This is a genomic window from Candidatus Pseudothioglobus sp. uisw_070 (genome assembly GCF_059512545.2).
The window spans coordinates 73551-95144 of the sequence record NZ_CM183456.2; the positions used below are offsets into that span (position 1 = coordinate 73551).

A 21594-nucleotide genomic window follows, 5' to 3' on the forward strand; every position below is an offset into this window, starting at 1 on the left:
AGAAGTAATTTAAGCACTAAAGAAGAGCAAGTAGTTTTTGATTAAGGGTGTTTACTTTGTCTTTTAGCTCACTTATTTTTGAGTTATTTTCAATAATATCAGTAGGAATATAATTATTTAATTGAAGGCGTTTTTCTCGACTTGATTGAGAAAGCAGCATTATTTTTGCTTTTTCTTTATCAATATTGTCTCTAGACATTAGTCGTATCAACTGCGTTTCGGTTTCACAATCTACAACTATAGCTCTATCGAATGGCCCCCATAGTTCTTTTTCTACCAGGAGGGGTATTACTACAATCATAATTCCTTCTCTACAATCAGCCATTGAAGATTTCATTTTCTGGAGTATTTTTGGATGAAGTATCTGCTCAATTTGCGCTCTATTTCTTCCTTTTTTAAAGAGTTCATCACGCAGATTTTTACGATCAAGTGTCCCATCAGATAGAAGTATTGATTTACCAAAAGCTTCTACGAGTTCTCTTAGGCCATCTGATCCTGGTAACACAACTTCCCGGGAAATAATGTCTAGGTCAATGATATAGCATCCATGAATTTCTAATAAATCACTTACTAGAGTTTTTCCTGAAGCTATTCCCCCTGTAAGGGCAATCTTAAGAACTTTCTGTTCCATTAAAATTAAGTTAAGTGCATGAAAGTAACTAAATTTTATATTGAATTCTAGCTGATACTGGAAGAATGATAATAATATGATGCTTATTTGCTGGTTTAGCTTGACTTTTTCAAGAAAAATTTCGATAATAGGCGCTCTTTTTGGTTATGTAGCTCAGCTGGTTAGAGCACAGCATTCATAATGCTGGGGTCGGTGGTTCAAGTCCACCCATAACCACACCCTCCTATAAGGCTTTCAGCCATTTCACTTAGACTCAAATATACCAATGTGCTACATATGTGCTACAACTGGGCGACCGATATACAACCCAATTGATTATTTATATAATAACTAATTAATAGCTAATTCAATGTAAGTCATTGATATTACTAGAATAATATTCTACATATTCCATATAGGTAGAAAAATCTACTATCCCTCGCATATATATACTGACTTTGAACGGTACGGGGGACCCCCTGTCACTAATGGCTACATACATATAATACCTCCCCCACAGATGAAACGAAGTTTGGACTTTAGTTCTAATTGAATTATAATCCTAGTATGAAAAAACTATTCATCCTATTGTTTCTGTCTTTAAGCTTATCAGCCCCAGTCCTTGCCGATTCCATTGCTGGTTATAACTTTTTTCGAGATGGAAACTATAAAGCTGCTGCTAGAGAATGGAGAAAAGAAGCTATAGGGGGGTCATCATATGGTCAATATAACTTAGGAGGTTTATACGAATATGGTCAAGGTGTTTCTAAAGATCTAGAGAGGGCTTTCTACTGGTATGAAAAAAGTGCAAAACAAGGATATAAAGAGGCTCAATATAACTTAGGACGTTTATACGAATATGGAAAAGGTGTTTCTAAAGATCTAAAGAAGGCTTTTGACTGGTATGAAAGAAGTTCAAATCAAGGATATGTAGAGGCTCAAAATAACTTAGGACGTTTATACGAATATGGAAAAGGTGTTCCTAAAGATCTAGAGTTTGCTTTTTACTGGTATGAAAGAAGTGCAAAACAAGGAGATAAAGATGCTCAATTTAACTTAGGAGTTATGTATAAAAACGGACAAGGTGTTCCTAAAGATTTAAAGAAGGCTTTTGACTGGTATGAAAAAAGTGCAAAACAAGGAAATAAAGAGGCTCAAAATAACTTAGGAAATTCCTACTTCAATGGACAAGGCGTTCCTAAAGATCTAAAGAAGGCTTTTGACTGGTTTGAAAAAAGTGCAAAACAAGGAAGTAGAACTGCTCAATTTAACTTAGGAAATTCCTACTACTATGGACAAGGTGTTCCTAAAGATCTAAACAAGGCTTTTGACTGGTATGAAAAAAGTGCAAATCAAGGAGATAAAGATGCTCAATTTAACTTAGGAAATTCCTACTACTATGGACAAGGTGTTCCTAAGGATTTAAAGAAGGCTTTTGACTGGTATGAAAAAAGTGCAAAACAAGGAAATAAAGATGCTAAAAATAACTTAGGACGTTTATACGAATATGGACAAGGTGGTCCTAAAGATTTAAAGAAGGCTTTTGACTGGTATGAAAAAAGTGCAAAACATGGAAGTAGAACTGCTCAATTTAACTTAGGACGTTTATACGAATATGGAAAAGGTGTTCCTAAGGATTTAAAGAAGGCTTTCTACTGGTATGAAAGAAGTGCAAATCAAGGAGATAAAGATGCTCAATTTAACTTAGGAGATATGTACAAAAACGGACAAGGTGTTCCTAAAGATCTAAAGAAGGCTTTTGACTGGTATGAAAAAAGTGCAAAACAAGGAGGTAATAATGCTCAAGTTCAATTAGAACTTCAAAAAGCGAAAAAAGATATGCAGCAGAGATTATGGGTAATTTTTGCATTAGTTGTTTTAGCCCTTTTATTTTTATGGCGATTAATGACAAGAGGTAAAAGAGAGGCAGAGAGGTTAAGATTAGATAAGATAGAAAATGAGAAAGTAGATGCTATACTTGAAGAAGTTAAAAGAAAAAATAGAGCAGAAGAGGAAGAAAAACAGAGAATTCAAGCACTTGCTATACAAGATGAAAAAGATCGAATTTATGCTCTTCAACAAAAAAAACTAGTCTATTTAAAAGCAGATAAATACCTAAGTGAATTTGAAACTCATTTACCATTTAAGCTCAGTGCTGATTATTCAGACTTAAGAATTATTTATGATGAAGACGCCTCATCAACTCAAACTGACTTTATAGAAAACTTTAAAGATAATCGATTATGGGATATGCTTATATCTCTATTAGTAGGCGATCATCCTCTTGACATGATGTCGACTATTTATTTTGTAAAAATTAGAAGTCTTCTAGATGATGAGGATTATTTAGTTATTGGTGAGACCTCTCTTGAAATTAATGAGTTTTTTGATAGATCTACTCAGCTTGAATTGGTAGATACAATTTCAACTTGTTTGATGCCAAAACCAATTGCATTATTTGTATTGTTACATTTAAGTAGAGAGTTTAGATACCCTAATGAAGAAGAGCGTGCTGAGACTGAATTCAAGCTTGAGCACTTCATAGTCAAAGAAAATGCAAGAGTTAAAATTCAAAAGCTATTTACTAAATTAGAGATGTATGCCAACAAATGCGTCGATAGTTATGCGGATATTAGCTCAAAAGGCTTTGATCAATTAGAATTCAACCAAGAAAATGACTATGAAACTCAAGAAGAAGACTTTGAGATTGATGAAGAAGCTATTAATAAGGCAGTCAAAAATACTAAATTACCTAAAAATTAGAAGACTAGGCTTAACTATGGATATTTTTACAGGTACATTTACACTTTTAATGATTATGGTTTTCATTGTTGGAGCAACCATTGGAATAAATACTTTAATGAAAGGCAAAGTAATCAACTTCCTGTTAAATAAAAAACTACTCTTAATAATTGCCTCAATCATATCGGTACTGTTTACCTTTGCTTTTGTTGTAAGTGATTTATATATCGATGGCTGGAGTGATGTACTTTGGTTTGTTTACTTTATAGGTTTTATTTTCCTAGTAGCAAAATACACACCAAACCTGGTCTTATATCTAAAAGAGATTCATCAAAGTAATCTAGCGGATGCTGAAGAACAAGAACTGAAAGAGGTTTAGTGAAGAAACTTCTTCTACTTCTCTTAGTTTTATTACTATTTTTTGCATCAGAAGTTTTTTTTAATTTACCAAGTAAATCTTTTAACATGTTTCGTTTTCATACCCTTTCAGGGGGTAGCAGTAATTGTTTACAAGAATTAGAACTCTATACTAAGGATTTTGAATCCCTTGGAACTTTTACAGATAATAATTGTAAGGTTAAAAATGCTGTCAGAGTTACTTCATTTAAAAATACAAAACTATCTGGGAATTTAATATTATCTTGTCCTACTGCAGTGAACTTAGGCAAGTACCTCAATGAAATTGATGCCAAAAAGATTACTCATATGGGAACTTATAATTGCAGAAAAATTTCAGGTTTAAATATATATAGCGAGCATAGTTACGGAACTGCTATTGATATATCAGAAATAGATAATGTTAGTGTACTAAAAGACTGGAACACAAAATCAAATAACGGAAAAATCTTAAAGGATGCATATGATGCTGCATGCATCTACTTCTCTAATATTTTGACTCCAGATACAAATAGTGCGCACAGAAATCATTTCCATTTTGATAATGGATTTGGAACAAAATGTTATTTAAAATGGTTAAAAAAATAATTGATGATATTTATTACAAAAAAACTACTCCTACTCACCTACTTTTGAGTGCTATAAGTGGAGTAAAACTTCATTAAAAATAAACGATTAGGAGTTAACTGTGGGGGTACTGTTAAGACTTTAATAGATTAGTTAAGCAAAGACCTTACTAAGCATCTATGAAGCCTACAGAGTGGGGCTATGGAGTTCAAACTTCCCACTTGTTCCCTCTAGTAAATCATCTAGGAATATTACACTTTTCGCCCTCTTTCAGTACATTGAAAATTGGTATAAATACAAAATCTATTTGCGTAAATCCATGAGGACACTTGGGTACTACTGTAATGTTCACTAGATCAGTTTTTGACTGTACTTTTTAAGTACATCTCAGGTCAGAAGCCAAGTTCCCACTAACTATATTATTGCTCCTAAGTTGCCCATATCGGCTAACTTGAAATTAAATCACTACACAGGAGTAACAATGGGTTACACAATATATAGAACGACACAAGAAGCAGGTGAGCAACTTAAGTTAAGTGCTAAGGCTTTAGCAAACTCAAGAAGTAGCGGAAAGGGAATCAATCTTCCCTTTATCAAAATGGGCAATGGTTCAGTTCGATACCGTCAAGAGGACATTGATGAGTATATGGAATCAAGACTAGTTAATCACACAGGTGAAGTTGCTTAATTTAACCCACGATATTACAACACCCCTTATTAATAAATTGATACTCCTAAGTCTTTAATATTTAATAAAAAGCAGGTTTTGGGAGTGTCATATTAATGACGGTAATGTAATATTATCTATAGGCTTTTCTATGCCAAAGAGAAACAGAAAGAAAGTCCACCATTCTCGTTATCTAACAATCAACAATGAAGAAATTGAAGTAAACGCTTCTAATAAATTTGGTGTTTTTGTTCCTATCCTTGAGAGGATGTTTGGACAGTTGGATGCTAGCTTTAGAATTCATAAGAGAGTTCATGTTGTTCTCTTTATCCTACAACACAGAGAAACCTCACAAGACAACAAAGACATTTCCAAGTTTATGAATGTTTTAATTCAATGGATTAAGCGAAAATATAAAACAAAAAAAGTTGGATACGCTTGGGTTCGTGAATGGGAAAAAGCAAAGACCAAATCTCATCACTATCATTGTGTTTTATTCGTTGATGGTGATAGAGTAAGACATCCAAAAGAAATAATTAAAGCAGTCAAATCAAAATGGTTTAAGTTTGGAAATGTACCCGATAAATTTCTAAAGAACTTTTATTACAATCTAAGAAAAGAGAACTATAAAGAAACGAGAGATGCTATTTTTTGGAGATTGTCTTACTATGCTAAGCCAAGAGGGAAGGGATACAGAAATCCTCAATCCTCAGACTATCAAACAAGTAGATTAAAGTGAGTTTTTGGACACCATAAAAAAAGGGGCTAATCTAGGTCTTTGTATTCAGTCAAAGGTCGTTTGTCATGTTCTTCCATTAATTTTTTAACGATGTCCTCAATCACTCTTGCGTTATTTGGAATTGATATTTGATTTTTTGGGTTCTTAACGCCAACAATATAATGTTCTAGGTTTTCCCAACTAACAGAGTTCCTATCAAGGGGCAACCAATACTTCATTGGAAGCATATTTAATGCTAATAATCTTCCAAGATAATTGAATGAGTTGAAGCCATTACCAACTGCCGTATTCCATATCCATTCATGGTGATGTTTGCCATCTCTAATTAAGTACTTCGCAAGTAATTCCTTGTGAAGCATCTTAGAAAATGATTCGTCATAAGGTGCTTTTCTGCCATCTCTAAAGTGGGCAGTATTTTCTTCAATGATGTCATTCTTTAAAGCCCATTCAATGAACTCCTTAGTATCGATTTCAATAGTGTCAAGGGTTGCTTTTCCATTTTCAATACTAACCTTTTCAACCTTCTTGCCCTTTCCAAAGCGTCTTTTAAGAATACTCCATTCTTTAAAATCTTCGAATTTTGTTTTTAATTTTTCAGGAATAGAGTCAACTATCATTGATAGCAAATCCACACTTAACATCCAACTAAAAAACTCTTTTCTATCCATATCATCAGGAGAAATTCCCAGCATTATCAGAAATGCTTCATGTAGGTAAATCTCTGAATATAACTCTAGGCAATCCAAGTCGAAGGAAGCATCCCTAACTAGATAATGTCTTTTTTTAAATGAGGCTTTGTCATGATTCAATATATGCCAAGCCCAGAACTTTTGTTTGTCATCTGGAAAACTGCGTCTGGAAGATACACCATCAATCTCTTTGGTGAATTCAGTCCATTTTTCTGAGCGTTTATCAGGAAGAACTCCTGTTTTAATCCAGTTCGCTTGATCTGACTCTTGTATATTGACATCATTTTTTAATCTTCGCTTTCCTTTGACTTCATTCCATCCATGTTTGACATAAACATCTCGCCATTGGTCGAATTCCCAATCATCCTTTTCTTTTTTAAAGCCGATACTGAATAAGTCTTCCCAAAGTGGTATGGTTTCAATAATTTCAGAAGTTAATCTTTTTTCAATAGCGCCAACTAAAAGGAATTGTGTTTCAAAGTCATAAACTGTCTTTCTTTTTAGGCCTTCTCTTTTGGCATGAGGGATAAAGTAACTCATTGTATTTGACTCCATATAGAATCAGTTATCTGAGTCATAGGCTCTCTTAAGTCCTCAATGTCGAGGATTACATAGCGTTTTGTAACATCTCTAGAGTCAACAGAGTTTTTATGATTAACAAGTCTATCTAGGACATATTTATTAAAGTTAAGGCGGTTAGCAGTCGTTGTAAATGTTCTTCTTATGTCGTGGTTAGTAAAATGAAAGCCCACTAACTCTCTCGCTTTTTCCAGTTGTTTTTTAGGGGGTGATAGATGTGAGCCTATCTTCTCACCTACAAAGACATAAGGGTTTCCATTGTCATTCTTTCGTCTTTCTAGCAACTCTAAAAGCAACCATGTTAAAGGCATCTTATGTGTTTCATGATTCTTAGTATCTTCAATGGTAAATGACTTTTCTCTTAGATCTATATCTTCCCATTTAAGTTCTAATGCTTCATTCCTACGCAATCCTGTGAACATTAAGAAGATAAAGAAATCTCGGACAACCTCTGAACTGTTTGACTTAACTTTATTCTTATCATGCTCGGGTAGTTTCATGACTCCTTCGAACCATGCCTTTAGGTTGTAATCTTTAACAACACCTGTTCGGCCTTTCTCTCTATTCCATGATTTGTTGTGAGAGATTATCTTTGTAGGATTGTGGAGGATTAGAGGTTCTTCTTGGCTATCTACATACTGAACCATAGCGTAATTATAAAGAGCACGAAGTACACGAATCATAGTGTTTGCTCTAGTGGGTGAAGCATCCTTTTCTATGAACATCCCAGTTCCATGAGTTACTTCTAGGAACTTATCCTCAATCATAGATTGTTTAATTTCTGAAAGGGGAGTCAGCTTCCAATCGCTTAACTGATTATTAATAATACTTTGGTAACCTTTGATAGTTGAATCTTCAAGGTTGGTACCTCTACTGCGTTGGTAATCTTTAAATACCTTTTCAAGTGTTATGTTTCGTTTGCCAAGTCGCTCGGCTTTAGATTGATTGGGGTTAATTCCTTGAGCCAAATCTGTGAGTATCTCGTATGCTTTATCTCTAGCTTGTTCTACTGTCCATGATGGAAACCTTCCGATAGTAACTTTTTGGTTTACTTGATTAACATCTCTCTTTTGAACAAAGAAGGTAATAGTTCCTTGACTAGTAATTCTCAACTGTAAGCCTTGAACCAAGTCATCATGATAAACAGGTCTATCGTTTCCTTGAGGAATAGGAAGCCTTTCCAATACTTTTTTACTAAATCTAATTGTGTTCTCTTTTTTCGCCATTATTTAGAATGTGCTACATATGTGCTACAAATTGACGGGATAAGATAGGGTATTAATAGGAATAAAGTCTTTGATAAATCCCCTATAAATCCTTGTATAGATTTGATTGTAATGGACATAGAGGTATTATAATGGAAAGATAGGTATTTAGGTGGGTCAATATTCATAATGCTGGGGTCGGTGGTTCAAGTCCACCCATAACCACCATATCCCATAAGGCTTTCAGCCATTTCACTTAAATCAAAATAATGTTTGGGTACACATTGGGTACACAATAGAACAGATTTCAACCCTTATTTCATCGCCCTTCTTAGTTGCTAATAATTATATATTTACTAATTGTTTTATAATTAATACGCCTTAACCAGTGGTTTAGAGAGCATACAACCAGTGGTTTAGATAAATACTATTAAAAATCTACTATCCCTCGCATATATATACAGACTTTGAATGCTACGGGGGAGGCTCATTGAACTCGGCTAAGTATTAATAATACCTCCCTCACAGATGAAACGTAATTTGGACTTTAGCTCAAGTTGATATACAATCGTAGTATGAAGAAACTACTCCTACTTTTAATTCTATCCTTTTTCTCAACTCAAGGTTTCGCAGCAGGATGTCCTGATGGCAGTGAACCAGTGAAGAGTATTTCTGCTGATGGAACTTACTTTGAATTCAAATGTAATATTTATAAATATTTAAGGGCTGATAATAAATCACCTTACTTTCAAATTATTAATTTAACAGAACTTGATGATAACTATTTCATAGATAAAGCAAATTATGCCTCATCACAAATGACTAATGTTATTACTCAAACTTTAGCATTGATTTACCCTGTGGGGACATTTATAGATTATAAAATTAACCCTAATAATGAGGTAGATTTTCTAGGAACTGTTAAGGTATCTCATGAGATTGTTCTAAAAGATTGGCAAATAGAAGAAGCTCTAGATAAAGCCAGAAAATTCTTTGCAAGTCAAGATTGTTTAAATAATCTTTCATATATGTCCATGTTAGATGATATTAATTGGGTATTAACAAATGGTTATGCTTCTGGATTACAGGCAGTCATGTGTGATGATGTTAGATTTATAATGATGTCTATCGACCCCTGGGAAAGAGAAAAAAAGAGCAAAAACTTAATTAGAGTTTTTTTCCATGAGATTTATCACTCTTTACAAAATGATTTACAAAATACTTGTTCAAACTTTAATGATATTTGGATTGTTGAGGCAGCGACAGAATATTTTGCGCAACATGCGACTGCAACTTATAATAATTCATCAAAAAATTACGTTAATAATATTCTTGAAATAGCACTAAGAGAGTCAAAAAATGAGGGGTATAAATTGGAAGATCCAGCTATAGCTGAAAAAGGTATGGGTGCATTACGATTAATGGTTGAACTTGGCTGGGTGGAAGAATCTCATATCTTAAATGGAAGTTTATTTCATGATAATTGCTCTCTAGCACAACAATTTAGCAATGATAATCCTGAGATTAAGTATATAAAAGATAACTGGTTCAAAATTGAAATACAAGATGGTAATTATAAATTTAACCCATCAATTATCAATGAAGAACTAGAGGAAGAAATTGCTGTTTTTTATTCTCAACTAGAGGAAGAAATTAGTAAAATTAACCCTCAACCAAAGGAAGAAATTTGTCAGGGACATATTCAAGGTAATTGGTCAGGCTATATAGATATAAACAAGAATGAATTTAACTCTAAAGGCTTTATGTATTTTGTCACTGGTGAAGATGGTCGATGTGAGCATGGTATTGGCCAGACATCAAAAGACGCATTTAATGATTGCACATATGCTAAAGAACAAAACAATATCGTTGGAACCTGTGAACCTTATGCACGAGGGGAAGAGGTCATTTGGGGGAGTAATGATTAACCTCCATCACAGATGAAACGAAATTTGGACTTTAGTTCAAGTTGATATACAATCCTAGTATGAAGAAACTACTACTACTCTTATTGCTATCCTTTTTCTCAGCCCAAGGTTTTGCGGGGTCGTGTACTGATGGCAGTGAGCCAATTAAAAGTATTTCTGATGATGGCACTTATTTTGTATTCAATTGTGCGGGCAGTGGCAACGATACATCATCATCAACTAATTCTTCATCTTCAGCCTCTACCTCATCCAGTAAAAATAACTCTAAAGGAATTGATAGGTTTGGTGGAATATCTGAAATACCAGAATCTGCCAACCCAAATGATGAAACCTTAAAATTTTATCTTTATAGATATTTATATTCTAATAATATATATCCATTCTGCGGTTCAGATAATAAAGAACTCCATTGTGAAGATATACAACCGAAATATTCGCACCTGGTTGAACCTTCAAACAATCCCTACAAATTTAATTCCAACCTACGAGAAGATAAATACATAAAAAATCAAATGCAAAAAACTGCATTGTTGAGCTATATATTATATGAAGATGGAGAAATTGTAATCGATGAAATAACGCCTAAGAATAGATTTGGTGACATGTTCACAGACTCATCGAAACTCCATTCACAATCAGTTGCTAAGTCTCTTATTTCTTATGTTACGGGTCATGCAATATGTAAAGGATATATTGACAGCGTAGACTCTAGATTAAACGACTGGCCGGTACTTCAAAATACGCTTTATCATAATCAAACATTAATTGATGTGTTGAATATGGCATCAGGCGCTCAAGAATATATGAATGGGTCTAATAGGTTTTCGAATTCAAACCGAGCCGTCACTAGCCCTACTGTCCAAGACATTATGGAAAGTGAACTAAAAGGGTCAAAAAAATCCAGTGCTATATATACGTATAATAATTTCAATCCAGGTCTTGTAGGAGCCTATATTATTTATAAGATAGGCGATGATAAATTTCAGCAGTTACTAGATGATGTTTTTCAGAAAAAAGCAAGAATTGAAGGTGATGTTTTCTTTCTTAAAAATGAACGTGCAAAAAAAGATGACATAAGTTTATGGCCTCAATTTCACGCAACCCGATATGACTACTTAAGAATAGCAAAGGCCATGCTAGATGACTGGCAAAATGATACATGCGCTGGGAAATATTTAAAAACCATTCATGAAAGAAGAATACCAAAAAATGGCATCCAAGGCACTGAAGGCAGAGTTGGCTTACCTCTGAGTTACGGAGGGTTTTTTCACACTGGCTATAAAGGAATGGGAAATAGACCAGTCATGGGTATGGATGGACTTGGAGGGCAAACTATATTAATAGACTTTGAAAGAGGAAGAATTATCGCCACTCAAGCTATTCATGACAATATGAAGTTTCCTCAACCAGGAGGTTTTGATTTTAAAAAAATATCATATGAAAGAATAAAAAATGGCAAACCAAGTTCAAAAGCCAAATCACCTCCAGAGCCTATTGTTGATTCACAGCAAATTATTAAGGAAAGAAATGCCACAATAGAGACTGAGAAAAATGCAAAAGAATACTGGGACGATTATTATGAAGCGATGGATGAAAAACTTGGATACACGCCTCAAAGAATTTCATCTGGAGGCTCGGCTGACGGTTCAGCAGAAAAGCCTCTAATTTGCAAATGGAATGCTAAACAGTATGTTGACCTTTGTAGTGACTAAGTCGCTGAATATGTTAATAGTTATATAATCCCTCCCTCACACATCAAACGAAGTTTGGACTTTAGTCCAAGTTGATATACAATCCTAGTATGAAGAAATTACTAATTATATTGTTTTTACTGGCATTAAATTCTCACGCTCAAGTCCAAGAGAATTTTTATTGGGAAGGCGTTTCATACAAAGCCCAATCTACTAACTATATTAGTAAGGTAATTACTCCACTTGGAGATGGTCTTATTCAATTTGATTTGATTACAACAGGGTGTGTAACGAATGCAGGAGGTGATGGAGGGCATTTAGATGATTGTTCTTCAAAAACTGATAAGACTCGTCCTGGAGAAGTTTTTCGTTCTCAACTTTTAGATAAGAGGGCTTTCCCAACTGATGAGTCTTTAGAATTTTCATTTGAATTTAAAGATATTAGTAAAGACGATGGACTTGGGTTCGATGGGATTGGAATTACTCTATTTGAACTCTATCCAGTTTGGACACCAACACGAATAAATTTTGGTGGAGGCCCAACTCATCACATTTGGTATGACCCTAAATCTAAAAATATATATGCAGACTCTAATTGGAATATATATGAATGTGGAACGTGCAATAATATTCCAGGTTATATCTTAAGCACAATGACTGATGGCTGGAATAAATTTATTGTACAAACAAATCAAACAACTAAAGATGATGGCTATTTAAGAATTATTCATAATGGAAAAATCATAGCGGATATTAAAGGTAAGACATCATATGAATCACCAAAAGGAGTTAATTATATGTTTGGTGCATATGTGTGCTGTGGTTTTACCAAAAATGGTGAGCCTAACCATTCATTCTTATTCAAGGATATAAAAGCAACTATTGGAGTTGGTGGTTATGATGATAAGCTAAAAATGGAAGCATCAATTGATTTAAAATCAATAGAAACAACAAAGATAATTGAAGAAGCATTAGCCTCAGTGGAAACTTCAAATACTTTTGATGGTAGTTATTGGTTTGTGTTTAATAAAACCCTAGGCGATGGAACTATTCAGGGAGATGGATATGGTTCACTCCTAATAAATGATGGCATAGTCACTGTTGGGAAAACCTCAAGGGGTGGTTATAACAAATTGGGTCAAATGTCTCCGACTTTCTTTAATAACTTTAAAGGGAAAATAGATAAAAATGGAGATATAGTAGCTAGTTTCACTTTTTCGATGTGTGTCGGTTGTGGTCTTGAAGAAAAATTAGTCATGTTCGGTGGAAACATAAAGACTGAAAAGCTAAGCGGGTTGTACCATACTCATGAAGTTTTTTTTGATATGAGATAAATAATCACTATCCCTCGCATATTTATACAGACTTTGAAGGGTACGGGGACCCCCTGTCACTAACGGCTACATACATATAATACCTCCCTCACAGATGAAACGAAGTTTGGACTTTAGTCCAAGTTGCTATACAATCATAGTATGAAGAAACTACTCTCACTCCTATTCTCTTCAGTCTTTTTTATTCTTTGTTTCTATTGAGTGTAAAATTGAGTTTTAATTTTTTATGCTACATTAAAGGTAAGATATGAATTTTAAAAATATATTAATAATTACATTAAGTTCTTTAGTTTTATTTGGGTGTGATAGCAGTTCAAACTCGCCTCCTTCAGTCGTCACCAGTGCTTTTTCTTTACCTTCCAATATAGAAGTTGCTAGAGCCTCAGAATCATCAGCTGCAAGCTTCGCTTCTTTAGCTGCATTTAGTGATACTGGTACAGACTACGCTACACACTTCACTGATACCTGGTTAGATAGTGATATGGACGCACTAAACATGATTAATGATGTGCTAAAAATTATTGATGATTCTGGGTACAAAGATTTTGTAAACGATGGGCCTTATAAAGCACTTATAACTCCTCCTGGAGGAGATGATAATAAAGCAGCAGGTGGCGATAAAAAAAGTTCCACCAAAGTTGAAAAATTAACCCCTATGACAGTCAATGTGACTAGAACTGATTTAGCTAGCCCAATGAATATTGATTTCTGGATGACTATGCACGAAGATGAAGGCCCAAATGGGGCATTTGATATACTTATAAAAGGCCATATTGAAGTCAGTAAAGGGGCAAATGAAACAACATTACCTTGGGGCGTCTTTACATTTGATGTTGAGGGTACTGCTGGTTTTGGGGGGTCTCTTGGTGATTTGCAATTATTTAAAATGGGTATTAAAACCATTGAAAATGCAGATGGCTTAGCTGAGATGGAGTTCATTGATTCTGGTACTAGTCCTGTTAGCAAAACTGCTACTGTTTCAGGTTCAAACTCAATTCACGTTATTGCAAACAAAGACCTATCAGCTGGAAATATGAGGGTATTGCTAAATGATGGAGTTGATACGGATAGTTTATACGTAACTTTTAATGATGATTACTTCATAGATTTCCTCGACAGTGATTCATCGTCATTCGAATTTTCAAAACAATTCAGTGATTTAAAACAAACTGCATTCGACTATGCTGTGTTCAATAAAGAAACAGGGGCTAAATTAAGTCTTAATGCTGGCATGCCATTTAAAACTGCAGATGGTAAATTTGGCTACGCTGGAAATTGGGGAATTTGGGCTGAAAGTCAGAATCTAATTGTCAACGGCGCTCAAATAACCTCTGAAGGATCCAATCCTGTTACCTATACAGTTGTTGCCAAAAATGGAAAACTTGTAAAACATGTTAAAGTATCTAAAACATTGGCAGATATTGCAGGGTTGCCTCTCTATATGTGGGATAACAACACACAAAAAGACAAAGTAATTAAATGGAACAGTGCTTCGAGTATCTTCCAACAAGTCGGAACAATGGGGAATGATTCTGATGGTAATTGGGTGCTAACTCCATTTACTGTAGGCAACTATGTCACCCTTAACACTGGTAATACTGATGAGTGGGATGGTGGCTGGGTTGAATCTCTGAGTACTTTCTTAGAAATTGGTCGCTATATCAATGGAGGCGTCTCACTTTCTGATAGTACTGCTATTCAATATTATGTTGAGAGTACAGTGAAGCCAGGGGATACTTCTGTTCCTTCTACTCTATACACTAAGGAGTGGGTTCCAAACTTTTCTGTTGCTAACGCTAATGCATTAGAGACTCAGCAGGATAACCATTACAATTGCTGGGGAAATAGTCCAGAGAATTGCAAAAGTCCAGCTCTAACGTTTGATACTACCAATTACACACTAAAAAATGGTTCTACTGAAATCATAGCACCAAACAAAAGCACATTGGACTTATCTGATTCTAGATATTCAGGGGGTGTTCAAGTTTGGGGCCTAGTTGCAGCCACAAATGGTGAATCATATGGTGCAGATACATTCTACTCATGGAATATGGGTGACAATGAGTGGAATAAGTTTATTTCTGTAAAAAATGCTGCTGGTGAATTGGTAGCCTTTGATCAGCCAATCAGAATAAGTTACAAGCATGTGCCAACCAATGATAGAAACTACGCACTGTCAGGGCGAGACACGCAAAGAGATAATATGTTGTATCAAATGGATTATGATGGAAATCACTTGAATATTCCATGGTTTTTTAATAATTCTTCCTCTGATTCTAATGATCATGATTGGGAGCCAGAAATAAACCTAAAAGATGGTGCAATACTAACAGACGGAACCACCGAGTACGTTGTAAAAGGGACTGATGTAATGTTGACTATGAAAAGGCTAAGTGTCGGTGGTTCTGGGCTGACCGTTGATAAAACTACCTCAGATCCAACAATCACTTACAATGCTGGAAAGATAGCTGCCATGCCAGTTAAGCCAACACTTGATAGAGATGGCACAGCGATCAAGGTTAAAGTATCCAAAGGTAAAAAAATATAGTAGTTAGTTATCTATTGTTTTAAAACTTAAAAAACCCACAAAAGTGGGTTTTTTTGGTTGAGATGGAGGGGAATTGAACTTGCCCATTTAAACCCTATTAATAAAGCATTTAATATTTACAATCTAAAATTATATACTCTGACATATACTCAAAAGAAACTGCTACCTAATTAATTATATAATAACTAATTAACATCTATCTATATGTAAGTCATTGATTTAACTAGAATAATATTCTATATATTCCATATAGGTAGAAAAATCTACTATCCCTCGCATATATATACTGACTTTGAGGGTACGGGGGGAGGCTCATTGAGCTCGGCTAAGTATTAATAATACCTCCCTCACACATCAAACGAAGTTTTAAATATAATATCGAATTCATTTTTAAATACTTTTTAACTAATGAATCTAAAAACAGACAGTATTAATAAAAATTTTAGTTCTTTTGCAAAACTCCTGCATTGGGGTTTTGTAATATTATTTCTTTATGGTTTACTAAAGCAAATAGACAGTATTAATCAATTAGAAGACGATAATCTATTAATGTTCGAAGTAATATTTGCTTTAGCATTTTTATTATTACTCATTATTCGTTTTGTTTATATGAAAACCACCCAACAATCATCAATACCAGATGACACACCTAAATCTCAAAAGTTAGCAGCTAAAATTGTTCATTATGGAATGTATATATGCCTTGCATTGATTCCATTTTCTGGATTAATAATTGGCTGGTTATTTTGGTTAGATTTAAAGGATGGGTTTTTGATTAATTTAGTAATTGGTATTCATGAATTTGCAGTATCAATTATCTATTGGCTTATTGGATTCCATATTGTCGCTGCAACTTATCATCGCTTAAAAAAAGACGGAGTTTGGTCCTCAATGGTTCCGTTTTGGAAGGAATAGACTGAGAAAAACTACTCAATTAATGAAGGTCATTTCTGAACTTCTTTTAATTAAAATGTGTATTAAACACTAATCCAAGCCTCCCTCACACATCAAACGAAATTTGGACTTTAGATCAAATTGATATACAATCATAGTATGAAGAAACTACTCCTACTCTTATTGTGCTCAGTATTTACTTTGAGCACAAATGCTAAAGAAGATACTGATCAAAACGTCAATGAACTTTCATTAGGTATTACAGTTTCTTCAAGCGGCTCAATGGGAGAGGTTAGTGGCTTGCATACTTTGATATATGGCGATCTCGTCAAAAATGTCAAAACAGTAAAACTGACTGATGACAGTTTAAGAGCAGAAGATTATGCGGTTAGCTTGGATTATTATAGAAAAGTTAAAGATAATTTATATCTAAACGCCGGTATTACGCATAGCCGCATGAAAGTAACACCGATAAGTGCGACTTTTGTGGTTGGAGGCTATGTTGTTGATCCTTCGCCTCCATCTATAATGAAAGGAATTACTCTTAACTTGGGCCCAAGTTATAGGTTCAATTCTTGGTTTAACTTAACTCCCTATGCTGGATTAAACGTATCCTATTTTGATGGAAAGATGACAGACACAAATTATCCTCAATTCGAAATAGGTGGAGTGACTTATGGCAACCCAAATCATACGGGAACATATGGCGTAGGAGGTCCAGAAACAAGTATTACGTGCTGGGGTTTAAATCCTAATGTTGGAGTATTTTCTAATTCAGGGCTCTTTAAGGGTTTAGGGGTTTCTGCAAAGTCACAAAATCTAGATTGTGAGGGCGATAGTTTCCGAAGTTTCAGATGGGGGTACAAAGCGAAAAATCTAAAAAACATACTTTATCAAATTGACTATCGGATCTCTTTCTAAATTAATCCTATAACCCTTCACACATCAAACGAAGTTTGGACTTTAGTTCAAGTTGACTTTTAATCCTAGTATGAAAAAACTACTCCTACTTTTAATTCTATCCTTCTTCTCAGCTCAAAGTCTTGCTGGCTCGTGTCCTGATGGCAGTGAGCCAGTAAGGAGTATTTCTGATGATGGTACTTATTTTGTGTTCAACTGCGGTGGTTCAGCGGCAACTTCTTCTGAAGCCTCAAGTGCAAAGTCTACAAACGTAAAAGAAGGAAGTGTTAAAGCCAGTGACATTAACTTTCCCGGCAACTTTTATACAAAAGAAATTGAATTTTGTTCTGCAATGAAAGGCACTCCAACATTTAATGATTCTCGCAGTATTAATCGAGTTAAAGGCTTGATTGGTTACGATTGGCATGCTGATTGGGAGGCAAATAGTAACTCGATTAGTCCTATCCATAAGGATATTACAGAACCAATTAAAGTTCTTATGTCAGCAACTCACAACGCAATTGGTAATGACAACAAAGCCAATATTAAAACTGCTAAAAACTTTTTAATAGATTTGGCGAAAGCAGATACCTTGTATGACAGTATTGGCTATATCGAAGTAAAAAAGAAACCTGGTTGCTATGCCGGTGGCGATGTTAACTCACCCTGTTGGTTTCATGAATATGAATTTGCTAGAGGTGTATTTTCAAATTACATGATTAATGCATTATGGTTAAGAGATGAATTAAACCAACAAGAGTTTAAAATTGTAGACCAGTATATCAAAAAAATGTACAAGAAGTTTCTACAGCCAATTGAGTCTCTAGAAAATGAGCAGGGTTTTTATCAAATGGCTAATGGTGGTACATCAGTATTGGTTTATGCATCTTGGACAAATAATAAGAAACTTGCCGCAAAAGAAATAAACTTTAGATTCACAGCAATGGGCAGACTGTTTTATGAAGATGGCTACATCAACAATAATTCATTTAGAGGGGCTAGGTCACGATGGTACCACTCTTATGGATTAGATATTGCCCTTGGTTATGTATATATTGCAGATCTATGGGGTGCAGAGGTTCCGGAAAAACTACAAAAAAAATTAGTTAAAGCATCAGAAGTAACAAACTTGGCAATTACTGATTGGGATCAGTTTACAAGCAGAAAGTATAGTGGCACTCAGCAAAATAAGATTTCAAGTAAGGATAGTACTAGAATGCATACACATCATTCGGCATTTGCACTAGATACACTAATGAAGGTTATTACTGGTGTAGAACTAGAGCACGATGCTGTATATCTTCAGAAAAGAAAGTACCATGCTAAAGATGGTATAGATGATTTGATTGGATTCAATCCAAATTGCACTCCTGAGGGAGCATTAGAATTAGCTAAAAACCCTGAAGCGACAGTGGAGAAAGCCAAATTAGAGCAGGCTGAGCGAATTTCAGATGACAAAGAAATACATATCGTTGATGGCACTCAATATCAGATAGAAGGGCAAATTCTAAAAGTCTATACAGGTGACTCTAAAATGAAACCATTAAATAGAAATATGGGTGGTCTTATGATGAAATGTGGACTTGGTTTGATAACTGGAAAAAAGAAAGATTGGCTAAGTTTTGTTACCAGTGAGTCCAACGATATTAAGAAAGATAGGAACCAAAACTGCCATTATGATTATTTCCAAAAATCAAACGATAAGCAGGCTTTAGATCTGTTCAAAGATGTCTTGAGTGGCACGGATTCTATATTAGATTACTTACAAAAATAATGTTTCAAGATGAATTATTAACTGCTAAATCTTTTTGTTAATATTCATAGACCTCCCTCACACATCAAACGAAATTTGGACTTTAATTTAAGTTAACATATAATCATATTTTTTTAGGAGAGACTAATATGGCTCGATCAAAACATGTGGATTTAAATGTTCTAAGCTTCTCAATCTATGCGATTGCCATTATCACATCAGGTGCTTATCTGGGTAACTTAATCAATATGGGGGTGGTACATGCGGCTTTCTGGTTAACCTTAGAGCCAGTTGCATTCATGAATGACTTCGCAGGTAAATTTGATTTGCTTTTGATGACTCTGCCATTAACGTTTTTACCTAGCTTACTTGCAATAATTGTTGCTATCTGGATCACACGGAAAACTATACTCGCTCGAAATTATTGGCTTTGTGCGCTTGTTCTAACTTTGATCGGGCTTGGCCTATCTGCTGTCTACTTTATACCAATGAATAATGGGTTTGTTGCGCAATCATTTACACCAGAAGAGGCTCGTGTAAATCTTGAATTCTGGTACAACTTACATTGGGTCCGAGTTGCGCTATCTGCTGTGTCTTGCCTGTTTACGCTCTTGGCATTCAAAGCTACGGTAAATGCTCACCACCAAATAATCCAAAGTTAGAATTGGTAATGGCAATTCAAAACCTTATGTAAGGTTTGAGATGTAATGGTCGAATGAGGTCAATGAACTTAGTTACACATTAATAATCCCTCCCTCACAGATGAAACTAAATTTGGACTTTAGTCCAGGTTGACATATATATTATTATTTAAATTGAGAAATGGTATCCTTAATTTAATTCCATTTAAAACTTAAACCTTTTATGAAGAAACTACTTCTGATTTTAGTTTTATCAATTTTCTCAATAAATAGTTTTGCTGGATCGTGTCCAGATGGCACTGAGCCAATAAAGAGTATCTCCGCTGATGGAACTTATTTTGTATATAACTGTGGTGGTAATAATACTTCTACCAAGACAAGTAACTCAGCCGCTGCTTCTAAAAAATCACTTACTGAAATTATGAAATCTATGGATGGCGATGGAATCCTTCAAGTAGAAGAATTTAGTCCTCTGAATGCACCACATGCTATCAATCCAGTTTCAGTAAGTGATTTTTCTATAATTGGAAAAACCTCTATAAGATTTGAGTCAAATGATGGAGAATGTGGACAGGAGCCAAGGTGGAATGACTGTCCTAATGATAGAGAAAGAGCTGAATTAACATATGGAACTGAATATTGGAAAACAGAAAAATGGTATAGATTTTATCTTTATTTACCCAAAGATTACAATTCAGTAGCTCCGGCAAAATTGTCGTTAATTCAATGGAAGAGACTTGAGCCATCTAAGGTTTTAGTTCAGTTTCAGCACATGCATGCGGGATTAACATTTAATAGAAATGGCGAAACGTTTCCAGATTCCTATATTGTCTTAAAACCAAATGAGGATTTATTAGGCAATTGGACTGAAATTATTTTTAATACAAACTGGCACCCAGACCCTGAAAAAGGATTTATGAAAGTTTGGATTGATGGAAAATTAAAAGTAGACGTTAAAGGCAGAGCCAATATAAATTCAATAGAAGGTAGAGAATTAAGTTTAAGGTATGGTTTATATTCTTCATATATGTCTAACTATAAAAAGACTTTTAATACAAAAAAAATGCCCCAAAGAATAGCTTTCTATGACGGCGTGAAAGTAGAAAAAAACTGTCAAAAATTACTAGATATAAATACATGTAACAATCTCATTTCTCAAAATATTAATGAATACACATTGTATTTACATAATTCCGATGATAAAGAATTGCATTCAAGATCTATCTGTAAAATTTCAAATGCAAGTTTTGAGTCAGCTACATCAATTAACGACTTTTACAATCCTGTCATATGTCCACTCGTTAAATCCGCTAATCTATTTACGACAATAGAGGCTTCAGACACTTTTGATGGTTCTTATTCATTCACGTTGAGCCGTTATAATCCATCTGAGGGATCGATGAAGATTGGTAGTGGTATATTAGAAATATCAGATGGAAAGATTAGTGTTGCAAAAAAATCCCGACTTCTCAAAACAAGTTCACCTTCATATTACGATACTTTTGAGGGAAAAATAGATAAAGAGGGAGGCATTAGTGCCATATTTAATGTCAATGCTCTTAATGGTAAGGGCAGCCCAATGCCTGTAGACTTTAAAGGAACAATAGACGAACTCCAAATAAAAGGAAAGTTTGATGATTATTTTGAAATAATTATTAATTTGAGACAAAAAGAGTAAGTTAAAAACAACCCTCCCTCACAGATGAAACGA

General features: G+C 34.6%; 17 protein-coding genes and 1 tRNA gene. 15 read left to right on the forward strand and 3 right to left on the reverse strand.

The features are described from left to right. Positions 1-16: 16 nt before the first annotated feature. Complete coding sequence (coaE, locus tag AC5YGD_RS00375; RefSeq protein ID WP_496141592.1) at positions 17-631, reverse strand: dephospho-CoA kinase; 615 nt, start codon at positions 629-631, stop codon at positions 17-19. A gap of 142 nt (positions 632-773) precedes the next feature. On the opposite strand from coaE, the gene AC5YGD_RS00380 reads away from it, so the two are divergent. From AC5YGD_RS00380 to AC5YGD_RS00405, 6 genes are all read left to right on the forward strand, one after another. Continuing rightward, positions 774-847 (forward strand) — tRNA-Met (locus tag AC5YGD_RS00380). Positions 848-1177: 330 nt separating this feature from the next. Then, the gene (locus tag AC5YGD_RS00385; RefSeq protein WP_496141593.1) at positions 1178-3373 is read left to right on the forward strand and encodes a tetratricopeptide repeat protein; all 2196 of its coding nucleotides are present in this window, start codon (positions 1178-1180) and stop codon (positions 3371-3373) included. Positions 3374-3389: 16 nt separating this feature from the next. Beyond that, a complete protein-coding gene (locus AC5YGD_RS00390) occupies positions 3390-3731 on the forward strand; it encodes a hypothetical protein (protein WP_496141594.1) in 342 nt (113 codons plus the stop codon). Continuing rightward, positions 3731-4336 (forward strand): extensin family protein, encoded by a 606-nt coding sequence (locus AC5YGD_RS00395; protein WP_496141595.1) that lies wholly within the window; start codon positions 3731-3733, stop codon positions 4334-4336. Before AC5YGD_RS00390 ends, AC5YGD_RS00395 begins: the two co-directional genes overlap by 1 nt. Before the next feature lie 460 nt (positions 4337-4796). Next, entirely contained in the window at positions 4797-5003 is a 207-nt protein-coding gene (locus AC5YGD_RS00400; protein WP_496141596.1) for a helix-turn-helix domain-containing protein, read from the forward strand. A 130-nt stretch (positions 5004-5133) separates the two neighbouring features. Then, on the forward strand, positions 5134-5721 hold the full coding sequence (locus AC5YGD_RS00405) for a YagK/YfjJ domain-containing protein (RefSeq protein ID WP_496141597.1): 588 nt from the start codon (positions 5134-5136) through the stop codon (positions 5719-5721). Positions 5722-5747: 26 nt separating this feature from the next. Here the strand turns inward: AC5YGD_RS00405 and AC5YGD_RS00410 are convergent, their stop codons facing one another. After that, entirely contained in the window at positions 5748-6950 is a 1203-nt protein-coding gene (locus AC5YGD_RS00410; RefSeq protein ID WP_496141598.1) for a hypothetical protein, read from the reverse strand. Next, positions 6947-8215, reverse strand: a complete 1269-nt coding sequence (locus tag AC5YGD_RS00415) for a tyrosine-type recombinase/integrase (protein ID WP_496141599.1) — start codon at positions 8213-8215, stop codon at positions 6947-6949. Before AC5YGD_RS00415 ends, AC5YGD_RS00410 begins: the two co-directional genes overlap by 4 nt. 554 nt (positions 8216-8769) lie before the next feature. Here AC5YGD_RS00415 and AC5YGD_RS00420 point away from each other — a divergent pair. The 9 genes from AC5YGD_RS00420 (at position 8770) to AC5YGD_RS00460 (ending at position 21561) form a co-directional block, all read left to right on the forward strand. Next, on the forward strand, positions 8770-10122 hold the full coding sequence (locus tag AC5YGD_RS00420; protein WP_496141600.1) for a hypothetical protein: 1353 nt from the start codon (positions 8770-8772) through the stop codon (positions 10120-10122). A gap of 59 nt (positions 10123-10181) precedes the next feature. Beyond that, positions 10182-11834 carry a serine hydrolase family protein gene (locus AC5YGD_RS00425; protein WP_496141601.1) on the forward strand — a complete coding sequence of 551 codons (1653 nt, stop codon included), beginning with the start codon at positions 10182-10184 and terminating at the stop codon, positions 11832-11834. 89 nt (positions 11835-11923) lie between these two features. Next, positions 11924-13147 carry a polysaccharide lyase family protein gene (locus AC5YGD_RS00430; protein ID WP_496141602.1) on the forward strand — a complete coding sequence of 408 codons (1224 nt, stop codon included), beginning with the start codon at positions 11924-11926 and terminating at the stop codon, positions 13145-13147. A gap of 247 nt (positions 13148-13394) precedes the next feature. Further along, complete coding sequence (locus AC5YGD_RS00435; RefSeq protein ID WP_496141603.1) at positions 13395-15695, forward strand: hypothetical protein; 2301 nt, start codon at positions 13395-13397, stop codon at positions 15693-15695. A gap of 408 nt (positions 15696-16103) precedes the next feature. Beyond that, entirely contained in the window at positions 16104-16610 is a 507-nt protein-coding gene (locus AC5YGD_RS00440; protein WP_496141604.1) for a cytochrome b/b6 domain-containing protein, read from the forward strand. A gap of 138 nt (positions 16611-16748) precedes the next feature. Then, the gene (locus tag AC5YGD_RS00445; RefSeq protein WP_496141605.1) at positions 16749-17510 is read left to right on the forward strand and encodes a hypothetical protein; all 762 of its coding nucleotides are present in this window, start codon (positions 16749-16751) and stop codon (positions 17508-17510) included. Between the two features lie 70 nt (positions 17511-17580). Next, positions 17581-19263 carry a hypothetical protein gene (locus tag AC5YGD_RS00450; RefSeq protein ID WP_496141606.1) on the forward strand — a complete coding sequence of 561 codons (1683 nt, stop codon included), beginning with the start codon at positions 17581-17583 and terminating at the stop codon, positions 19261-19263. Positions 19264-19391: 128 nt separating this feature from the next. Next, positions 19392-19904, forward strand: coding sequence for a hypothetical protein (locus AC5YGD_RS00455; RefSeq protein ID WP_496140863.1), 513 nt, complete (start codon positions 19392-19394; stop codon positions 19902-19904). A 202-nt stretch (positions 19905-20106) separates the two neighbouring features. Further along, complete coding sequence (locus AC5YGD_RS00460) at positions 20107-21561, forward strand: heparin lyase I family protein (RefSeq protein ID WP_496141607.1); 1455 nt, start codon at positions 20107-20109, stop codon at positions 21559-21561. Positions 21562-21594 lie beyond the last annotated feature (33 nt).

Bases quoted from the DNA above. Each gene is read 5' to 3' on its own strand.
- AC5YGD_RS00455 (WP_496140863.1), top strand. From the start codon at position 19,392: ATGGCTCGATCAAAACATGTGGATTTAAATGTTCTAAGCTTCTCAATC.
- AC5YGD_RS00445 (WP_496141605.1), top strand. From the start codon at position 16,749: ATGAAGAAACTACTCCTACTCTTATTGTGCTCAGTATTTACTTTGAGC.
- AC5YGD_RS00435 (WP_496141603.1), top strand. From the start codon at position 13,395: ATGAATTTTAAAAATATATTAATAATTACATTAAGTTCTTTAGTTTTA.
- AC5YGD_RS00430 (WP_496141602.1), top strand. From the start codon at position 11,924: ATGAAGAAATTACTAATTATATTGTTTTTACTGGCATTAAATTCTCAC.
- AC5YGD_RS00450 (WP_496141606.1), top strand. From the start codon at position 17,581: ATGAAAAAACTACTCCTACTTTTAATTCTATCCTTCTTCTCAGCTCAA.
- AC5YGD_RS00440 (WP_496141604.1), top strand. From the start codon at position 16,104: ATGAATCTAAAAACAGACAGTATTAATAAAAATTTTAGTTCTTTTGCA.
- coaE (WP_496141592.1), bottom strand. From the start codon at position 631: ATGGAACAGAAAGTTCTTAAGATTGCCCTTACAGGGGGAATAGCTTCA.
- AC5YGD_RS00460 (WP_496141607.1), top strand. From the start codon at position 20,107: ATGAAGAAACTACTTCTGATTTTAGTTTTATCAATTTTCTCAATAAAT.
- AC5YGD_RS00390 (WP_496141594.1), top strand. From the start codon at position 3,390: ATGGATATTTTTACAGGTACATTTACACTTTTAATGATTATGGTTTTC.
- AC5YGD_RS00415 (WP_496141599.1), bottom strand. From the start codon at position 8,215: ATGGCGAAAAAAGAGAACACAATTAGATTTAGTAAAAAAGTATTGGAA.
- AC5YGD_RS00410 (WP_496141598.1), bottom strand. From the start codon at position 6,950: ATGAGTTACTTTATCCCTCATGCCAAAAGAGAAGGCCTAAAAAGAAAG.
- AC5YGD_RS00400 (WP_496141596.1), top strand. From the start codon at position 4,797: ATGGGTTACACAATATATAGAACGACACAAGAAGCAGGTGAGCAACTT.
- AC5YGD_RS00405 (WP_496141597.1), top strand. From the start codon at position 5,134: ATGCCAAAGAGAAACAGAAAGAAAGTCCACCATTCTCGTTATCTAACA.
- AC5YGD_RS00420 (WP_496141600.1), top strand. From the start codon at position 8,770: ATGAAGAAACTACTCCTACTTTTAATTCTATCCTTTTTCTCAACTCAA.
- AC5YGD_RS00385 (WP_496141593.1), top strand. From the start codon at position 1,178: ATGAAAAAACTATTCATCCTATTGTTTCTGTCTTTAAGCTTATCAGCC.
- AC5YGD_RS00425 (WP_496141601.1), top strand. From the start codon at position 10,182: ATGAAGAAACTACTACTACTCTTATTGCTATCCTTTTTCTCAGCCCAA.